The sequence below is a fragment of the Microvirga sp. GN3 genome (assembly GCF_055792825.1).
In genome coordinates, this window is the sequence record NZ_JBVVAK010000002.1 from 25,007 (window position 1) to 41,653 (window position 16,647).

Below are 16,647 nucleotides of genomic sequence, written 5' to 3' on the forward strand. Positions count from 1 at the left end.
AGGCCTCAACTTGCCTTGCGGGTTGGCAACCGACGCAGATTGGCCAACGGATGCCGCTGCACGCGCTCGATCGCGACACCGTCGCCATCGAACAGATGACAGGTCGCCGGATCGAGCCTGATGGCGATGCGCTCATGCACGCCGGTCGGGATCTCTCCGTCTGCCTGTACGATCAGCATCGTGCCGTCCTTGAGCTGGGTATAGAGGAATGTTTCGCCGCCAAGGCGCTCGACCACCATCACCTCGCCGGCGATCTCCCCCTCTCCGGCCAGCCGCATATGCTCGGGCCGCACACCGAGCGTTACTGCATCCCCAACCTTCTGGCGACCGGGGCGAACAGGAACACTCAGGCTTGCGCCACCGGCAAGCTGGATGGTGGTTGCCGCATCTGTTACCGCTGTGACTGTTGCGGGAAGGAAGTTCATCTTGGGGCTGCCGATGAAGCCCGCTACGAACAGGTTCCGTGGATGATGGTAGAGTTCGAGCGGAGTTCCGGCCTGCTCGACAATGCCTCCTTGCAGCACCACGATCTTGTCCGCCATTGTCATGGCCTCGACCTGATCGTGGGTGACATAGATCATGGTTGCGGCAAGCTCATCGTGCAGGCGGGCTAGCTCGATCCGCATCTGGACGCGCAGCGCCGCATCGAGGTTGGACAATGGTTCGTCAAAGAGAAAGACCTTGGGCTTGCGCACGATGGCCCGGCCAATGGCCACACGCTGCCGCTGACCGCCGGATAACTCCTTCGGCTTGCGATCCAAGAGCTTGTCCAGATGCAGGATCCGCGCGGCCTCCGCCACCTTGACACGCCGCTCCTCCTTGGGCACACCGGCGAGGCGCAACGAGAAGCCCATATTGTCCGCGACAGACATATGTGGGTAGAGAGCATAGGATTGGAACACCATAGCGAGGCCGCGCTCCGAGGGTGGCACGTCATTGACGCGCTGGCCGTCGATCATGAGATCACCCTCCGTGATTTCCTCAAGCCCGGCTATCATTCGCAGCAACGTCGACTTTCCGCACCCAGAAGGACCGACGAAAACACAAAACTCACGGTCGTCGATGGACAGATCGACTCCCTTAATCACCTGCACCGCACCGTAGCTTTTCTCAATGCCTTTGAGGACAATCGTCGACATAGCAAATTTCCCGTTTACTTGACCGCACCGAAGGTCAGGCCACGCACGAGCTGGCGCTGGCTCATCCAGCCGAAGACTAGGATGGGTGCGATGGCGATGGTCGACGCTGCAGAAAGCTTGGCCCAGAACAACCCTTCCGGTGCGGAGAACGAGGCGATGAAGGTGGTCAGAGGTGCCGCCTCCGACGTGGTAAGGTTCAAGCTCCAGAATGCCTCGTTCCAGCACAGGATGATGGAGAGAAGTGCCGTCGACGCGATACCGGGCAGCGACAGGGGCAGGAGCAGCATCCACACTTCCTGCTTCGGCTTAGCTCCATCCATGCGGCCGGCCTCAAGAATATCCTTCGGCACCTCCTTGAAGAACGTGTAGAGCATCCACACCACGATCGGTAGATTCATCAGCGTGTAGACGACAATCAGGCCCCAGCGCGTATCGATCGCACCGGTATCCCGGAAGAGCAGATAGATCGGAATCAGGACACCAACCGCCGGCATCATCTTGGTCGACAGCATCCAGAGCAGCAGGTCCTTCGTGCGTTTCCCTGGGAAGAACGCCATGGCATAGGCAGCCGGCACGGCGATGAGCGTCGCCAGCAAGGTTGCCCCCACCGAAATAACGATACTGTTGATGGCGAAGTGAATGTAATCGGCCCGCTCGCGCACCGTTACGTAGTTTTCCAGCGTCGGGCTGAAGAAGAGTTTGGGCGGCGTTGCAATCGCCTCCACTTCCGTCTTGAAGCTGGTGAGGATCATCCAGAAGATCGGGAAGAAGATCAGCCCGGCGGCGAACCATCCGACCAGAGTGAGAATGAGCTTTTCGCGGGTTTTGGGATGCATGGCTCAACCTCAATCGGCAATGTTCTTGGCAATCGAGCGGACGAGGAAGATCGCCACGATGTTGGCGAGGATCACGGCGATCACGCCTGCTGCCGACGCGCCACCCACGTCGTACTCACGCAAGGCCCGCAGATAGATCAGGAAAGCCAGATTTGTCGAGGCAAGGCCGGGGCCACCGGAGGTAGTGACGTAGATCTCGGCGAAGACCGACAGCAGGAAGATCGTCTCGATCATGATGACGACGCTGATGGCGCGGCCAAGATGGGGCAGGATGATGAAGAAGAACATTGAGAAGGGGCCCGCGCCGTCCATACGGGCGGCCTCCTTCTGCTCGCTGTCGAGCGACTGGATCGCCGTGAGCAGGATCAGCAGGGCGAAGGGCAGCCATTGCCACGCCACGATGATGATGACGGAGGTCAACGGGAAGCTGCCGAAAAAATCGATGGCTGGCAAGCCGAGGGAGCGCGCGAAGAATGCAAAGAGCCCGTTGACCGGGTGCATCAGCATGTTCTTCCAGATCAGCGCACTGACCGTGGGCATGACGAAAAACGGGGCAATGGCGAGAAGGCGGGCAATGCCCCGGCCGTAAAAATCCTGGTCGAACAGGACGGCGAGCAGAGTGCCCAATCCAACCGTGATCACCAGCACCCAGAAAACGAGGAAAAGCGTGTTCGCCATCGCCGTCCAGAGCGAGGGATCGGTGAGCAGGAAGGTGTAGTTCTCAAAGCCTGCGAACCCGCTGACCGATGGATCGAGCAGGTTGTAGTATTGAAATGAGAACCAGAGCGTCATCACCAGCGGCACGATCATCCAGAGAAACAGGAGGATCACGGATGGCGCGATCAACGGCAGCGTTCTGACATTGCGCTGGCTGCGCTTCCCAGCAGATGTTGTGGCGCTGGGAACGGGAACGGTTGTGGTGGTGCTCGCCATCTCGGTTGCTCGCAGCTGGGAGAGCAATCGGCGGACCTGAACGCCCGCCGACTGCATGGCGATTGGCTTATTTCGGATAGCCTGCCTGCTTCATCGTGCGCTCGGTCGAGCGTTGCGCCGTTTCCAGAGCCTGCTCCACGCTCGTCTGACCGGCCAACGCGGCCGCGATCTGCTGTCCAACCGCCGTACCGATGCCTTGGAATTCGGGAATGGCGACATACTGGATGCCGATATAGGGCACGGGATCCTTCGTCGGCTTGGTGATGTCCGCATTGGCGACCGACTCGTAGACCACCTTCGCGAAGGGCGCCGCCTTCTGGTACTCGGGATTGTCATAGGTCGACTTGCGTGTGCCGGGAGGCGCAGCGACCCAACCGGCCTCGGTGCCGACCAGCGTGATATAATCCTTCGAAGTGGCCCATTTCACGAAGGACTTGGCGGCATCGACCTTCTTTGAGGAGGCGGGAATGCCGAGCGACCACGCCCAGAACCAGCCCGAGCCGTTGCTCGTGACCTCGACCGGCGCTGCCGTGAAAGCGGTCTTGTCCGCAACCTGGCTTTCCTTCGGGTTGTAGATGTAGCCCGCCGCCGACGTGGCATCGACCCACATGGCGCAATGTCCTGTCGCGAACAAAGCGCGGTTCTCGTTGTGCCCGTTTGCCGTCGCGCCCGGGGGCCCGTATTCCCGCATGTTCTTGACGTAGTAATTGATCGCGTTCTTCCACGGTTCTGTCGTGAGCTGCGGCTCCCATTTCTCGTTGAACCAGCGTCCGCCGAAGGCATTCACCATGGGACCGACGAAGGCCATGTTCTCACCCCAACCCGGCTTGCCGCGCTGGCAGAAGCCGTATTGCTCCTTCGACTTGTCGGTCAGCTTGGCCGCGTATTCGGCAATCTGATCGTAAGTGGGCTTGTCAGGCATCTTGATGCCGGCCTGATCAAACAGGTCCTTGCGATAGAACGTGAACGAGCTTTCGGCGTAGAACGGCACGGCATAGAGCTTGCCGTTGTAGGACAATCCATTCTTCACGGATGGAATGATGTCGGCATAGTCATAATCGGCGCCGAGATCGTCCAGAGTCACGAGCCAGTTCTGCTTGCCCCAAATCGGAGCCTCGTAGGAACCGATCGTGATAATGTCGAACTGCCCGCCCTTGGTGGCGATATCGGTGGTCGCGCGTTGGCGCAGGACGTTTTCCTCGAGCACCACCCAGTTCAACTTGTTGCCGGTCGCCTGCTCCCACTTGGGTGACAGTCGCTGCATGATGATCATGTCAGCATTGTTGACCGTGGCGATGGTCAGAGTCTGACCTTGCGCCAGAGCCAAACCCGTGCCTGCAATCCAACCCGCTGCAGACAATAGCGTAAGCTGCCTCAACTGCATTGTTCCCTCCCAAAGGAAGTTACTTTGGATTATTTTACTTGTAATAATGAATGCTCTCACGACCAGTTATGGCCGTCAATTACTTAGACAAACCCTGAACTACTAGAACATCTATCAATATTCATTATCAGTTTTGCTAAACTGTTTCTATTATGTGATTTACCTCCTGAGAGGAATTGCCACAATCCTCGTCATGCCTAGATAGAGCCACCACACTGCGGGTCAGCCTTCTGTTCTCTGTTTTGGAGCAGAAGCGAACGGCATCGACCCTCGCGCTCAGATCGTTTAGTATGCGAGCTGGAGCGTAGCTTATACTGTCGACGGAAGGCTTTCGTTGTTGGTGGAAGGTCCTCGGCGCCAGATGACACTCTAAAAACCGAGCCCTGCCTTGCTGTAACGTTTGATCCTTCCCAGCAGCAGCTGACACTCCATTGACGCACCCGGATCTCGGGAGGCTCGCCATGAGACAGCTGCCGTGGAGTCTTGCCGTCGTCATCGCTTGGGCAATAAATGCCGCTTCAGCCAACGCGGAAATCCTGATCGGCATGGCGGGAGCTCTGACGGGTCCCAATGCGTATCAGGGCGAGCAACAGCAACAGGGCGTCGAAATGGCCGTCGCTGATCTCAACGCTGCCGGTGGGATCCTCGGTCAACAATTGAGGCTCATTTCCGTCGACGATGCCTGCGACAGTGGCCAAGCGATTGCTGCCGCGCAACGACTCGTCGCCGCCAAGGTGTCGTTCGTCGTCGGGCACCAGTGCTCAGGAGCATCCATTCCGGCCGCTGCGGTCTATACGAGAGCGGGTATCATCCAGATGACGCCGGCATCGACCAATCCGCGCCTCACGGAAGAGGGCCGCGCCAATGTCTTCCGCATCTGCGGGCGCGACGACCAGCAGGGCGCCATCGCCGGCGACTTCCTCGTCGTGCGATGGCGCAATGCCAAGATCGCCATCGTCCACGACAACTCCGTCTACGGCAAAGGCCTCGCGGAAGAGACCCAGCAGCAGCTCCATAAGCATGGAGTCACCGAGACACTGTATGAGGACCTCGTACCGGGGCAGAGCGATTATGCCCCTCTGATTGCGAAACTGCGAGCCGCTGGGATCGAGGTTACCTATTTCGGTGGCTATTACCGGGAAGCGGCGTTGCTGATCCGCGGCGCCCGCGAGGACGGCTATCAATTACAGCTGGTGTCCGGGGACGGAATTGCCAGCGAAGCCTTCGTGCAGGTCACCGGAGAGGCCGGCAAAGGTACCCTCTTCACCTCCTTCCGCGACCCGCGCCGGAGCCCTGTGGCGGCAAGCGTCGTCGAGCGCTTCCGCCAGCAGGGCTTCGAACCTGAAGGCTATACGCTCTACAGTTACGGGGCCATCCAGGCCTGGGCCCAGGCGGCCGCGAAGGCCGGATCGACGGAATCCAAAGCCGTCATCGATGCTCTGCGGAGCAATGAGTTCGATACGATCCTCGGCCGGATCAGTTTCGATGGCAAAGGCGATGTGAAACAGCCTGGTTTTGAGTGGTTCGTGTGGCGGAGTGACCGGTATGTTCCCCTGGAGTGAGGGAGGGGCAATGCCCTTACCATCATGCCCGTCCGGTTGAGCGTTCGTTGGCGCCTGCTCCTTGCGTTCCTCGGCATCAGCGCTTTCGCGGTGCTCGCGGCTGCGGCAGGCACCTACGCCTTCCGCCAGATGGCCTATGTCATCGAGCGGATCACGGAGCAGCGCGTTCCTTCGGCGCTCACCGCTCTCGATCTGTCCCGGCAAGCCGAGCGCATCGTCGCCGCCGCCCCTACTCTGCTGAGTGCGCGCTCGCAGGCACAATACCAGGAGATCTCGGCGACGATCACGGCGGAGGTCGACCGTCTTGAGGCCCTGCTTGCACAGATCAAGGGCGACGTCGATCCGGCGACAGGAACGGCCATGGAACCTGCCGTCGAAAGGCTTCGACGCAATCTCACAGCCCTCGCTGGCCTCGTCGCCGGTCGGCTTGCGGTCTCCGCCCATAAGGACGCTCTCCTGCGACGGCTCTCGAATGCCACCGTGGCGGCACAGCGCCTGGTTGCCCCTGCCCTCGTGGTTTTGGACTCTAAGTTTGCAGCCTCGCGCCGGGAGCAGCCGACTCAAGGAGCTCCTCAGCCTCCCGCCGTGATCATCCAGGAGATCGCCGAGGACCTGCTGATGCAGAAGGCGCAACTCGAATTCGCGGCCATCGGTGACGGTCTGCTCAAAGCCTCGTTGACCGAAAACGTGGCGGACCTTGCCGTTCTGAGCTTCCCATTGAACCGATCGCTCGCTGCCTTGCGTCAAATCTCGTCCGATCTGACCGATCCACGCCTGCGCTCCCGTTTCGATCAGCGCATCACTGATTTCGCCAAACTGGTCGAGGGGCAGGATAGCCTCCTGTCCGCACGGAGGACGGAGCTTGGACTGATAGAGGATGCCGAGCGCCTCTTGCAGGAAAATGCCGGTCTGTCATCGCAACTCACGAAAGCCGTCGACGGACTCGTCACCGCGGCCCGGCATGACATTCAGGCTGCCAGCGGAGAAGCGCTGATGGCGCAGCGTGTCGGCAACAATGTGCTCCTCGGCGTTGTCGCGTTGAGCCTCCTCAGCTCGCTCCTCATCGTCTGGCTCTATGTCGACGGCAACCTCGTCGCGCGCCTGCGCAATCTGAGTGACAGTATGCTGGCCATTGCCGGCGGGAACCTGCGGGCGCCCCTGCCCGCGGATAGCGGCGATGAGATCGGGCAGATGGCGAAAGCACTCGCGGTTTTCAGGGATACGGCGATTGAAGTCGAGGAAAAGAATCTGCGCGAAGTCGCCAACGCCCGGCAACGTCTGATCGACGCCATTGAGAGCATCAACGAGGGATTTGCGCTTTACGACTCCGATGACCGACTCGTCCTTTGTAACAGTCGCTACGAAGAACTGCTTTATCCCGAAACCGATGTGCCCATGACTCCCGGCACACCATTTGAGACGGTGATCCGGCGCGCAGCAGAACTCGGTCTCATTCAAGAGGCAAAAGGACGAATCGACGCCTGGGTTGCCGAGAGGTTGGCCCGCCACAGAAATCCGGTTGCGTCCGAAGCCCAGCACCGTGACGGCGATCGCTGGATCCAAGTGAGCGAGCGCAGGATCGCCGGCGGCGGAACCGTTGCCGTCTATACCGACATCACCGAGATCAAGCGCCACGCAACGCAGCTCGAGCTTGCCCGCGATCAGGCCATGGCGGCGACCCGGGCGAAGAGCCAATTCCTCACCAATATGAGCCATGAGCTACGGACACCATTGAATGCCATCATCGGGATCACCGAAATGCTGAAGGAGGAGGCCCAGGAAACGGGCGAAGACCCGTTGATCGAACCGCTCGACCGGATCCATCATGCCGGAACCCACCTCCTGGCCCTCATCAATGAGATCCTCGATCTTGCCAAGATCGAATCCGGCAAGCTTGAACTGCATCCTGAAGAAATCGATCTCGGATCCTTGATGGAGGATGTTGCGCGGACAGCCGAGCCACTCGCGGCGAAGAACGGCAATCGCCTCGATATCAGAATCGCATCGGATCTCGGCTGCATCCAGGCTGATCCCGTTCGAATCCGTCAGGTGGTGCTCAATCTCCTGAGCAACGCCTGCAAGTTCACCAGAAACGGCACCGTCACTCTTCGCGCCAATCGAGAAATCGGTTCAGGTGGGGACCGCGTGCGCATTTCCGTTGAAGACACAGGAATTGGCCTGACCGCGGATCAATGCGCCAAGCTCTTTCAAGAATTTACTCAGGCCGATAGTTCGACAACGCGAAAATATGGAGGAACCGGCCTTGGTCTCGCCATCAGTCGCCGGCTCTGCCGTATCATGGGCGGAAATATCGACGTTCAAAGTATCGTGGGGGCGGGGAGTACTTTCACCGTTACGCTGCCTGCCGGACGAGGGCACCCAAGCAAACTCGGCTTGCACTCCGACTTGATCCGGCCTCCGATCCATACGCAACCGATCGGACAGGGACGGCGTGCATTGGTCATCGACGATGAGGACACGTCGCGGGATATCCTGCAGCAGATCCTGACGCGTGAGGGCTTCGACGTCATGACGGCTGAAAGCGGCCGTCAGGGAATTCAGATGGCTCGCGACTTTCAGCCTTCTGTCATCACGCTTGATGTTCTGATGCCCGATCCCGATGGCTGGAGTACGTTGCAGGAATTGAAGCGCGATGTTGAGCTGAGGGATATTCCCGTCATCATGATAACCATCGTCGACGAGGAGAACCGCGGTTATGCCCTAGGAGCTGCGGCCTACCTGACGAAACCGGTCAATCGGGAGTGTCTCCTGAAGGCTCTCGCCACCTGCCGCCCCGATCATGCGAGCCCGCGGGTTCTGGTTATCGAGGATGACGCACATACCCGTGGATGGCTGACACGCATCCTTCGGGAAGATGGATGGGAGGCCGCAGAGGCGGAGAATGGGCGCGTTGCCCTGGAGCGCTTTTCTCTCATCAATCCTGACATCGTTCTCCTCGATCTGATGATGCCGGAGATGGATGGTTTCGAGTTCATCGATGAGATCCGGCGGGATGAGAAGACCCGCCATATCCCCGTGATTGTTTTGACGGCGGCGGACCTCAGCGACGAGGATCATCGCCGTCTAAGTGGCGGCATCCGGAAAATCCTACGCAAACGGCTTGGCGGGAAAGACGAGGTGCTGTCCACCCTGCGGGAAGTGATCGCCGACTGCCTGCGGCTCGGCCGCATCGATTACCAGGAGCACCTATGATCCGGATTCTGTATGTCGAGGACAACGAGGACAATGTGTATATGCTGTCTCAACGCCTGAGAAAGCATGGCTTTGAGGTCATCGTTGCGTCCGACGGTGAGCAGGGTGTGGAAATGGCTCGCCAGGAAAAACCCGATCTGATCCTGATGGATCTTGGCTTGCCTTCCCTCGATGGCTGGAGCGCGACACGTCAGCTGAAGGACGCTCCCGATACCAAGTCGATTCCGGTCATCGCTCTTTCCGCACATACAATGCCCGGAGACCGGGAACGGGCATTGGACGCAGGTTGCGATGAGTACGATGCCAAGCCGGTCGTTTTCGAGAGACTTTTGGCAAAGATCGATCGCCTTTTGCAGGAACGGATGCGCCCATGATCTATACCGGGGTTCGCATCCTCGTCGTGGATGACAACGAGGACAACCGGTACACTCTGACGCGGAGGTTGCAGCGTGAGGGCTGGGCGGACGTGGTCACGGCCGAGAATGGGCGCGAGGCATTGGACAGGATCACACAGGAGAGATTTGACCTCATTCTCCTCGATATCATGATGCCCGAGGTGAATGGATACGAGGTTTTGAAGCAGCTGAAGTCTGACCCGGCAACGCGCGATATACCGGTGCTCATGATCTCGGCGCTTTCCGAGTTCGAAAGTGTCGTCCGCTGCATCGAACTCGGTGCGGAAGACTACCTGCCCAAACCCTTCAATCCGGCGCTACTGCGGGCCCGGGTCGGCGCATGCCTGGAGAAGAAGCGGCTGCACGATCAGGAATTGAGCTATCTTGAGGAGATCGAGCGGCAGCGATCCCGCGCCGAGGCGCTTCTCTATGCCATTCTCCCCGCCCAGGCGGTGGACGAACTCGAAAGCTCCCAGAGCGTCACACCCCGTCGGCACGAGAATGTCGTCGTGCTCTTTGCGGACGTGGTCGGCTTCACGGCCTATTGCGATCTTCTGGCGCCTGAGGAGATCGTCGCCAACCTTCATGTCTTCGCCACGGCCTTTGAGGACAATGCAACGGAGCATGGACTCGAGAAGATCAAGACGATCGGCGATGGGCTTCTCGCCACTGCCGGCCTTCTCCTGCCCAATGCAGACCCGGTGATGTCCAGTATCGCATGCGCGGCCTCGACGATTGCCTCGGCCCGACGGCTGCCGATTCCTTGGGATGTCCGGGTCGGTATTCATATCGGACCTGTGGTCGCCGGCGTCGTCGGCCGGCAGAAATTCAGCTTTGATATCTGGGGCGACACGGTCAATGTCGCCGCCCGCCTTGCTGCCTATGGCACCAGCGCCAGCATTAACGTCAGCGCAGCCGCTTGGGAGCAGGTGAAAACCCGCAGAAAGGCTGTGCCGTTGGGCTCGATCCCGATCAAGGGCAAGGGCGATCTTGAGGCCTATAAGATCATCCTCGGCGACTAGAGTTCACTGCGGTCCAACCTTGACCGGAAATTGGGATTTCATCTATCCAATCTCAGCCCTTGTCCTTTGCAGAGGCACACTTTTCAACCTCAAGCGGACCTATCGATGCTATAATACATCCAGGGACACAAAGACCTCATTGTTGAGGAGATTGGTCCGTGTGCCTGCGGCGTCTCATCTTGAGCGTAATCGCCATCGCTCTGCCGATGGCATCGGCCATCTTGAGTGTTTCCGGAGCAGAACGGGAAACGAGCGCGGATCGGCATGTGGCGTCAATTGCCATTACCGGCGCCATCGGCCCGGCAACCGCCCAATATGTCAAGGACACGCTTCTCTCCGCAGACCCGCAACGGGTCGAAGCCGTCATCCTGCGCATCAATACACCCGGTGGATTGGCCACCAGCATGCGCGAGATCATTGCCGACATTCTCGCCTCGCCTGTGCCGGTCATCGGCTTCGTCGCGCCAGCCGGGGCCCACGCCGCCAGCGCCGGGACCTATATCCTCTATGCCACTCATGTGGCTGCCATGGCGCCCGGCACCAATCTGGGAGCAGCCACCCCCGTCCAGATCGGCAACCCGATTTCACCCTCGCCTCAGGAACCCGAAAAGAAAGACAAAGAGAGTGGCGGACAGGCTGCATCGGGCACGAAGGATGCCTTGACGGCAAAGGCTACCAATGATGCCGTCGCCTTCATCCGCAGCCTCGCCGAACTCCGCCATCGGAATGCCGACTGGGCGGAAGAGGCCGTCCGACAGGCGGCGAGCCTCTCGTCTCAGGCGGCTCTCGACAAGGGCGTCATCGATCTTGTCGCCCAGACTCCCGAGGAACTTCTGAGCCGCATCGATGGACGCGATGTCCAGGTCATCGGCGAGCAAAGACGCCTCGCCACCAGGAACCTGCCTATCCGAACGAGCGAGCCGAGCTGGCTCATTCGGCTACTCGCGGTGCTCACCGATCCCAACGTGGCCTTCATTCTTATGATTGTCGGCTTGTACGGCCTGATCTTCGAATTCAGCAGCCCGGGAGCCGTCGCGCCCGGTGTGATTGGCGCCATCTGCCTCGTCCTTGGTTTGTATGCCTTGAACATGCTGCCGGTGGATTACACGGGCCTGGCGCTTATGCTTCTTGGGATCGCGTTCCTCGTGGCGGAAGCCTTCAATCCGACCATGGTGCTCGGGCTGGGCGGACTTATCGCCTTCCTCCTCGGTGCGATGATGCTGATCGACACGGACGCGCCCGAGTTCCAGCTCTCCTGGACCGTGATCGGCGCCGCCATGATCGCCAGCATCGGTCTCCTGTCGCTGACGCTCGGCTATGTCTGGCAGGCACGGCACAAACCTGTCCGCACCGGCACCCCCGCCATGCTCGGGCAGCCCGCGGAGGTGCTCGACTGGTCGGGCCAGGAAGGCCATGTGCTCGCTCTCGGGGAACGCTGGCAGGCGCGGGCTCCTCGCACCCTTGCGCCGGGCGAGCACGTCCAGATCACGGGAGTCGAGGGATTGGTTCTCGAGGTGCGCCACAGGCCTGACCTGGCAGTGAACTCAGGAGGATAGCCATGATCTTCGATTATGTCGCCTACCTAGTCTTGGCGCTGCTCGTCGCCGGCTTCCTGGCCTCTGCCATCCGCATTCTCAGGGAATACGAGCGTGGCGTCGTCTTCACCCTCGGCCGCTTCACGGGCGTGAAGGGGCCGGGGCTGATCATCCTCATCCCGTTCGTGCAGCAGATGGTCCGGGTGGATCTGCGTGTCATCGTCCAGGACGTGCCGACCCAGGACGTGATCTCGCGGGACAATGTTTCGGTCAAGGTCAATGCGGTGATCTATTTCCGCATCGTCGATCCCGAACGGGCGATCATCAAGGTTGAGCATTTCATGGCCGCGACGAGCCAGCTCGCCCAGACCACCCTCCGCTCGGTCCTCGGCAAGCATGAACTCGACGAAATGCTGGCGGAACGCGACAGACTCAACGCCGACATCCAGCAGATCCTCGACCAGCAGACGGACGCGTGGGGCATCAAGGTGGCGAATGTCGAGATCAAGCATGTCGATCTCAACGAGAGCATGGTGCGCGCCATCGCCAAGCAGGCGGAAGCCGAGCGGTTGCGGCGCGCCAAGGTGATCAATGCCGCCGGCGAGCAGCAGGCGGCGGAGAAGCTCGTGGAAGCGGGAAAGCTGCTCGCGGCGGAGCCCCGCGCGATGCAGCTGCGCTATTTCGCAGCTCTGCACGACATCGCCAGCGAGCGCTCCTCGACCATCGTCTTTCCGCTGCCGGTCGACTTGCTCTCCTGGTTCGGCGAAGTGGTCGAACGCCAGACCGTCACGCCGCCCTCCGCAGGTGGCGCACAGGACGACATCCACGCCGCAGAGATATCCAGCTTTGGCGCCAAGCGCGCCTGATGGTCATTCGTCCCAGTCGCATCAGATATGGAGCTCCTGCCCCAGGGCCTTGAGCGCCGCTTCCTGGAAGCCCTCGCCCTGCGTCGGATGGGCATGGATTGTGCCGGCGATGTCTTCGAGGCGCGCGCCCATCTCGAGCGCCAGCCCGAAGGAGGCTGCCAGTTCGGAGACGCCCTGGCCGACGGCCTGGATGCCGAGCACTAGATGATTGTCAGCACGGGCAACGACGCGCACGAAACCATCCTCGCCCTGCTTGGTCATCGCCCGGCCGTTGGCCGAGAATGGAAACTGACCGGTCTTGATATCGACATCCGTGCGACGCGCTTCCTCCGGCGACAGGCCGACGGTGACGATTTCGGGATCAGTGAAGCAGACGGCCGGAATGCTGCGCTTATCCCAGACACGTTTGTGGCCAGCGACGATTTCGGCCACCATCTCGCCCTGCGCCATGGCGCGATGGGCCAGCATCGGCTCGCCGGTCACGTCGCCGATGGCATAGATCCCGCGCATGGATGTCTGGCACCGCTCATCGATGCGGATGAAAGGGCCGTCCATGTCGAGGACGAGTTCGTCAAGCCCCCATCCTTGCGTGACCGGCCTCCGTCCGACCGTGACGAGGATCTTGTCCGCCGCAAGCGATGTCTCCGATCCGCCCTCCGCCTCGACCAGCAGAGTACCTCCGGCCTTCAGGCCTTTCGCCTTGGCCCCGGTCATCACCTCGATGCCGAGGGCCTGCAGCCTCTTGGACACGGGACGCGTCAATTCGGCATCGTATTGCGGCAGGATGCGCGGCTGCGCCTCGACGACCGTCACCTTCGCTCCCATCTTCGCGAAGGCCGTGCCGAGTTCGAGCCCAATATAGCCGCCTCCGACCACCACGAGCCGCTCCGGAACAGAGGTGAGCGCCAGCGCCTCGGTCGAGGAAATCACGGGACCGCCAAACGGCAGGCTCAGTAATTCGACGGGAGCCGATCCGGTTGCGATCACCACGTTCTCAGCGCGGATGATCTGCCGGCCGGTTTCCGTTTCGACCTCGACCGTCTTGCCATCGCGAAAGCGCGCACGGCCCTGGACGATCTTCACCTTCGCCTTCTTGAGCAGGCCCGACACGCCGCTGTTGAGGCGCCCGACGATGCCGTCCTTCCAGGCGATCGTCTGGGAGAGATCGAGTTCCGGCTTCGTCGTTTTGATTCCGAGGGAATTCCGGCCATTCGAAAGATGAACGATCCGGTCATATTCCTCCGCCGCATGAATGAGCGCCTTGGAGGGAATGCAGCCGACATTGAGGCATGTTCCGCCGGGCTTGCCCGCCTCGACGATAACCGTATCGATCCCCAGTTGCCCCGCACGGATGGCGCAGACATAGCCCCCGGGCCCGGCTCCGATGACGAGGAGCTTGCAGGAAATATCCTTCATCGATCTTAAGCCTCCACGAAGATCATGGCGGGTGTCTCGAGAAGCGCCTTGATGCGCTGCACGAACACCGCCGCGTCCCAGCCGTCGATGATCCGGTGATCAAAGCTGGAGGACAGGTTCATCATTTTGCGGGGAATGAAGGTCGAGCCGTCCCAGACCGGACGCACCATCATCTTGTTGACGCCGATGATGGCGACTTCGGGATAATTGATCACCGGCGTGGTGACGATGCCTCCCATGGCGCCGAGCGACGTGATGGTGATCGTCGACCCGCTCAACTCCTCCCGGCTGGCAAGGCCGGACTTCGCCACCTCGGCAAGCCGGTTCAGCTCCGCCGCACACTCCCAGAGATCGCGCGCCTCCGTATGCTTTACCACCGGCACCATGAGGCCCGAACCCGTCTGGGTCGCGATACCGATGTGCACGCCGCCATGCTGATGCACGACGCCCGCGTCATCATCATAGATGGCATTCAGATGCGGCTGCTCGGCAATGGCCTTTACCATTGCACGCATCAGGAAGGGCAGCAGTGTCAGCTTCGGCCGGTCGGCCCGCTTGTTCGCGTTGAGCGAAGACCGCAAATCCTCGAGAGCCGTCACATCGACTTCCTCGACATAGGTGATGTGGGGGATGCGCGATTTCGCAAGCGCCATCTTCTCCGCAATCTTGCGGCGCAGACCGATGACCTTGATATGCTCGACCGATGTGTTCTGGGCAAGCCCCGGCGCCTTGGCGATCTGGCGGCCATGGGTGAAGAAGGCATCCAGATCCTCATGGGTGATCCGGCCCGCGGGACCAGAGCCCGGAACCTGCCGGAGATCGACCCCGGCCTCGCGCGCTCTCAACCGAACGGCGGGCGAAGCAACGGGCTTCTCGCCTTCGGCGCGCGTCACCGGCGCGCGGTGTATCCTCACGGGCGGAGGAGCCTGCGGCTTCTCAATCGGTTGTGGCGATGTGCTCTTTGCTTGCCGCTCGACAATGGCTTCGGGAACTTTGACTGCACCATCAGCCTGGGCCTCGATCTCCCCAGTCCGGGCAGGCGGCTCGGCCGCCTTCTCATCCTGACTGCCGGGAGCGACGTTGTCTTCTCCTTCCACCTTCAGGCGGATCAGAGGTGAGCCGATGGCCACTACATCGCCGATCTCCGCGCCAAGCCACAGAACCTCGCCGTCGACGGGAGAGGGAATTTCCACGGTGGCCTTGTCGGTCATCACCGCGGCCAATACCGCATCCTCTCGGACGAGGTCGCCGACCTGGACATGCCACTCGACGAGTTCGGCCTCGGCAATGCCTTCGCCGACATCGGGCATTTTGATCAAGTGCTCGCCCATGTCAGGCCTCCATCGTCTCGACAAGGGCGCGGCCGACACGGGCCGGTCCCGGGAAGTAATCCCATTCCTGAGCATGCGGATAAGGCGTGTCCCACCCGGTCACACGGGCAACGGGCGCTTCCAACTGGAAGAAGCACGCTTCCTGAACGAGCGCCGCCAGCTCCGCCCCGAAGCCCGATGTGAGGGTGGCCTCATGCACGACCACGCAGCGACCCGTCTTCCGGACAGATGCCGCAATGGTGTCCATGTCGAGCGGCAGCAGCGTTCGCAGGTCGATGATCTCCGCATCGATACCGGTCTCCGCGGCAGCCGCCTGCGCGACATAGACCATCGTGCCATAGGCCAACACGGTCACGGCAGCGCCTTCCCGCACGATGGACGCCTTGCCGAGGGGGAGGCTGAAATGACCGCTCGGGACTTCGCTCAGCTCGTGCTTCGACCATGGCGTCACCGGGCGGTCGTGATGTCCGTCGAAGGGGCCGTTATAGAGCCGCTTCGGTTCTAGGAAGATCACGGGATCCGGATCCTCGATGGCCGCGATCAGAAGGCCCTTGGCGTCATATGGGTTCGACGGCACGACCGTCTTCAAACCCGATACGTGCGTGAACAAAGCCTCGGGACTCTGGCTATGCGTCTGCCCGCCGAAGATGCCGCCGCCGGTCGGCATGCGAATGACCATCGGGCAGGTGAATTCGCCGTTGGAGCGGTAGCGCAGCCGGGCCGCCTCCGACACGATCTGATCGTAGGCCGGATACATGTAATCGGCGAACTGAATCTCGATGCACGGATGAAGTCCATAGGTCGCCATGCCGATCGCCGTTCCGACGATGCCGGCTTCGCTGATCGGCGCATCGAAGCAGCGCGTCTTGCCGTATTTCTGCTGAAGACCTGCCGTGCAGCGGAAGACGCCGCCGAAATAACCGACATCCTCGCCGAACACTACGACGCGCTCGTCGCGCGCCATCATCACATCCATCGCGTCGCGGATGGCTTCGATCATCGTCATGCGCGGCAT

The 16,647-nt window shown here is 60.8% G+C and carries 13 protein-coding genes; 6 read left to right on the plus strand and 7 right to left on the minus strand.

Features of this window, described 5'->3' with window-relative positions; all coding sequences use genetic code 11:
* Positions 1 to 5: 5 nt before the first annotated feature.
* The 4 genes from ACS5Q1_RS01140 to ACS5Q1_RS01155 all read right to left on the minus strand — a co-directional run bounded on the left by ACS5Q1_RS01140 (position 6) and on the right by ACS5Q1_RS01155 (position 4,292).
* Positions 6 to 1,139 carry an ABC transporter ATP-binding protein gene (locus tag ACS5Q1_RS01140; RefSeq protein ID WP_473096471.1) on the minus strand — a complete coding sequence of 378 codons (1,134 nt, stop codon included), beginning with the start codon at positions 1,137 to 1,139 and terminating at the stop codon, positions 6 to 8.
* 14 nt (positions 1,140 to 1,153) lie between these two features.
* The gene (locus tag ACS5Q1_RS01145; RefSeq protein WP_473096472.1) at positions 1,154 to 1,975 is read right to left on the minus strand and encodes a carbohydrate ABC transporter permease; all 822 of its coding nucleotides are present in this window, start codon (positions 1,973 to 1,975) and stop codon (positions 1,154 to 1,156) included.
* Positions 1,976 to 1,984: 9 nt separating this feature from the next.
* The gene (locus tag ACS5Q1_RS01150) at positions 1,985 to 2,908 is read right to left on the minus strand and encodes a carbohydrate ABC transporter permease (protein WP_473096473.1); all 924 of its coding nucleotides are present in this window, start codon (positions 2,906 to 2,908) and stop codon (positions 1,985 to 1,987) included.
* A gap of 67 nt (positions 2,909 to 2,975) precedes the next feature.
* Positions 2,976 to 4,292: an ABC transporter substrate-binding protein gene (locus tag ACS5Q1_RS01155; RefSeq protein WP_203442458.1), complete on the minus strand. Its 1,317-nt coding sequence runs from the start codon at positions 4,290 to 4,292 to the stop codon at positions 2,976 to 2,978.
* A gap of 461 nt (positions 4,293 to 4,753) precedes the next feature.
* Between ACS5Q1_RS01155 and ACS5Q1_RS01160 the strand changes: the two genes are divergently transcribed.
* From ACS5Q1_RS01160 to ACS5Q1_RS01185, 6 genes are all read left to right on the plus strand, one after another.
* Positions 4,754 to 5,854: a branched-chain amino acid ABC transporter substrate-binding protein gene (locus ACS5Q1_RS01160; protein WP_473096474.1), complete on the plus strand. Its 1,101-nt coding sequence runs from the start codon at positions 4,754 to 4,756 to the stop codon at positions 5,852 to 5,854.
* 24 nt (positions 5,855 to 5,878) lie between these two features.
* Positions 5,879 to 9,067 carry a response regulator gene (locus ACS5Q1_RS01165; RefSeq protein ID WP_473096475.1) on the plus strand — a complete coding sequence of 1,063 codons (3,189 nt, stop codon included), beginning with the start codon at positions 5,879 to 5,881 and terminating at the stop codon, positions 9,065 to 9,067.
* Positions 9,064 to 9,441, plus strand: coding sequence for a response regulator (locus tag ACS5Q1_RS01170; RefSeq protein WP_473096476.1), 378 nt, complete (start codon positions 9,064 to 9,066; stop codon positions 9,439 to 9,441). Before ACS5Q1_RS01165 ends, ACS5Q1_RS01170 begins: the two co-directional genes overlap by 4 nt.
* Complete coding sequence (locus ACS5Q1_RS01175; RefSeq protein ID WP_473096477.1) at positions 9,438 to 10,484, plus strand: adenylate/guanylate cyclase domain-containing protein; 1,047 nt, start codon at positions 9,438 to 9,440, stop codon at positions 10,482 to 10,484. Before ACS5Q1_RS01170 ends, ACS5Q1_RS01175 begins: the two co-directional genes overlap by 4 nt.
* A gap of 206 nt (positions 10,485 to 10,690) precedes the next feature.
* On the plus strand, positions 10,691 to 12,040 hold the full coding sequence (locus ACS5Q1_RS01180) for an NfeD family protein (RefSeq protein WP_473096634.1): 1,350 nt from the start codon (positions 10,691 to 10,693) through the stop codon (positions 12,038 to 12,040).
* Positions 12,041 to 12,042: 2 nt separating this feature from the next.
* The gene (locus ACS5Q1_RS01185; protein ID WP_473096478.1) at positions 12,043 to 12,885 is read left to right on the plus strand and encodes a slipin family protein; all 843 of its coding nucleotides are present in this window, start codon (positions 12,043 to 12,045) and stop codon (positions 12,883 to 12,885) included.
* Positions 12,886 to 12,906: 21 nt separating this feature from the next.
* Here the strand turns inward: ACS5Q1_RS01185 and lpdA are convergent, their stop codons facing one another.
* The 3 genes from lpdA to ACS5Q1_RS01200 are packed head-to-tail and all read right to left on the minus strand — an operon-like array spanning position 12,907 to position 16,647.
* Positions 12,907 to 14,301, minus strand: a complete 1,395-nt coding sequence (gene lpdA / locus ACS5Q1_RS01190; protein ID WP_473096479.1) for a dihydrolipoyl dehydrogenase — start codon at positions 14,299 to 14,301, stop codon at positions 12,907 to 12,909.
* A gap of 5 nt (positions 14,302 to 14,306) precedes the next feature.
* Positions 14,307 to 15,632, minus strand: a complete 1,326-nt coding sequence (locus ACS5Q1_RS01195; protein WP_473096480.1) for a dihydrolipoamide acetyltransferase family protein — start codon at positions 15,630 to 15,632, stop codon at positions 14,307 to 14,309.
* Between the two features lies 1 nt (position 15,633).
* A complete protein-coding gene (locus ACS5Q1_RS01200; protein WP_473096481.1) occupies positions 15,634 to 16,647 on the minus strand; it encodes an alpha-ketoacid dehydrogenase subunit beta in 1,014 nt (337 codons plus the stop codon).

Coding starts and splice junctions, on each gene's coding strand:
- ACS5Q1_RS01140 (WP_473096471.1), bottom strand. CDS start 1,139: ATGTCGACGATTGTCCTCAAAGGCATTGAGAAAAGCTACGGTGCGGTG.
- ACS5Q1_RS01145 (WP_473096472.1), bottom strand. CDS start 1,975: ATGCATCCCAAAACCCGCGAAAAGCTCATTCTCACTCTGGTCGGATGG.
- ACS5Q1_RS01150 (WP_473096473.1), bottom strand. CDS start 2,908: ATGGCGAGCACCACCACAACCGTTCCCGTTCCCAGCGCCACAACATCT.
- ACS5Q1_RS01155 (WP_203442458.1), bottom strand. CDS start 4,292: ATGCAGTTGAGGCAGCTTACGCTATTGTCTGCAGCGGGTTGGATTGCA.
- ACS5Q1_RS01160 (WP_473096474.1), top strand. CDS start 4,754: ATGAGACAGCTGCCGTGGAGTCTTGCCGTCGTCATCGCTTGGGCAATA.
- ACS5Q1_RS01165 (WP_473096475.1), top strand. CDS start 5,879: ATGCCCGTCCGGTTGAGCGTTCGTTGGCGCCTGCTCCTTGCGTTCCTC.
- ACS5Q1_RS01170 (WP_473096476.1), top strand. CDS start 9,064: ATGATCCGGATTCTGTATGTCGAGGACAACGAGGACAATGTGTATATG.
- ACS5Q1_RS01175 (WP_473096477.1), top strand. CDS start 9,438: ATGATCTATACCGGGGTTCGCATCCTCGTCGTGGATGACAACGAGGAC.
- ACS5Q1_RS01180 (WP_473096634.1), top strand. CDS start 10,691: ATGGCATCGGCCATCTTGAGTGTTTCCGGAGCAGAACGGGAAACGAGC.
- ACS5Q1_RS01185 (WP_473096478.1), top strand. CDS start 12,043: ATGATCTTCGATTATGTCGCCTACCTAGTCTTGGCGCTGCTCGTCGCC.
- lpdA (WP_473096479.1), bottom strand. CDS start 14,301: ATGAAGGATATTTCCTGCAAGCTCCTCGTCATCGGAGCCGGGCCCGGG.
- ACS5Q1_RS01195 (WP_473096480.1), bottom strand. CDS start 15,632: ATGGGCGAGCACTTGATCAAAATGCCCGATGTCGGCGAAGGCATTGCC.
- ACS5Q1_RS01200 (WP_473096481.1), bottom strand. CDS start 16,647: ATGCCGCGCATGACGATGATCGAAGCCATCCGCGACGCGATGGATGTG.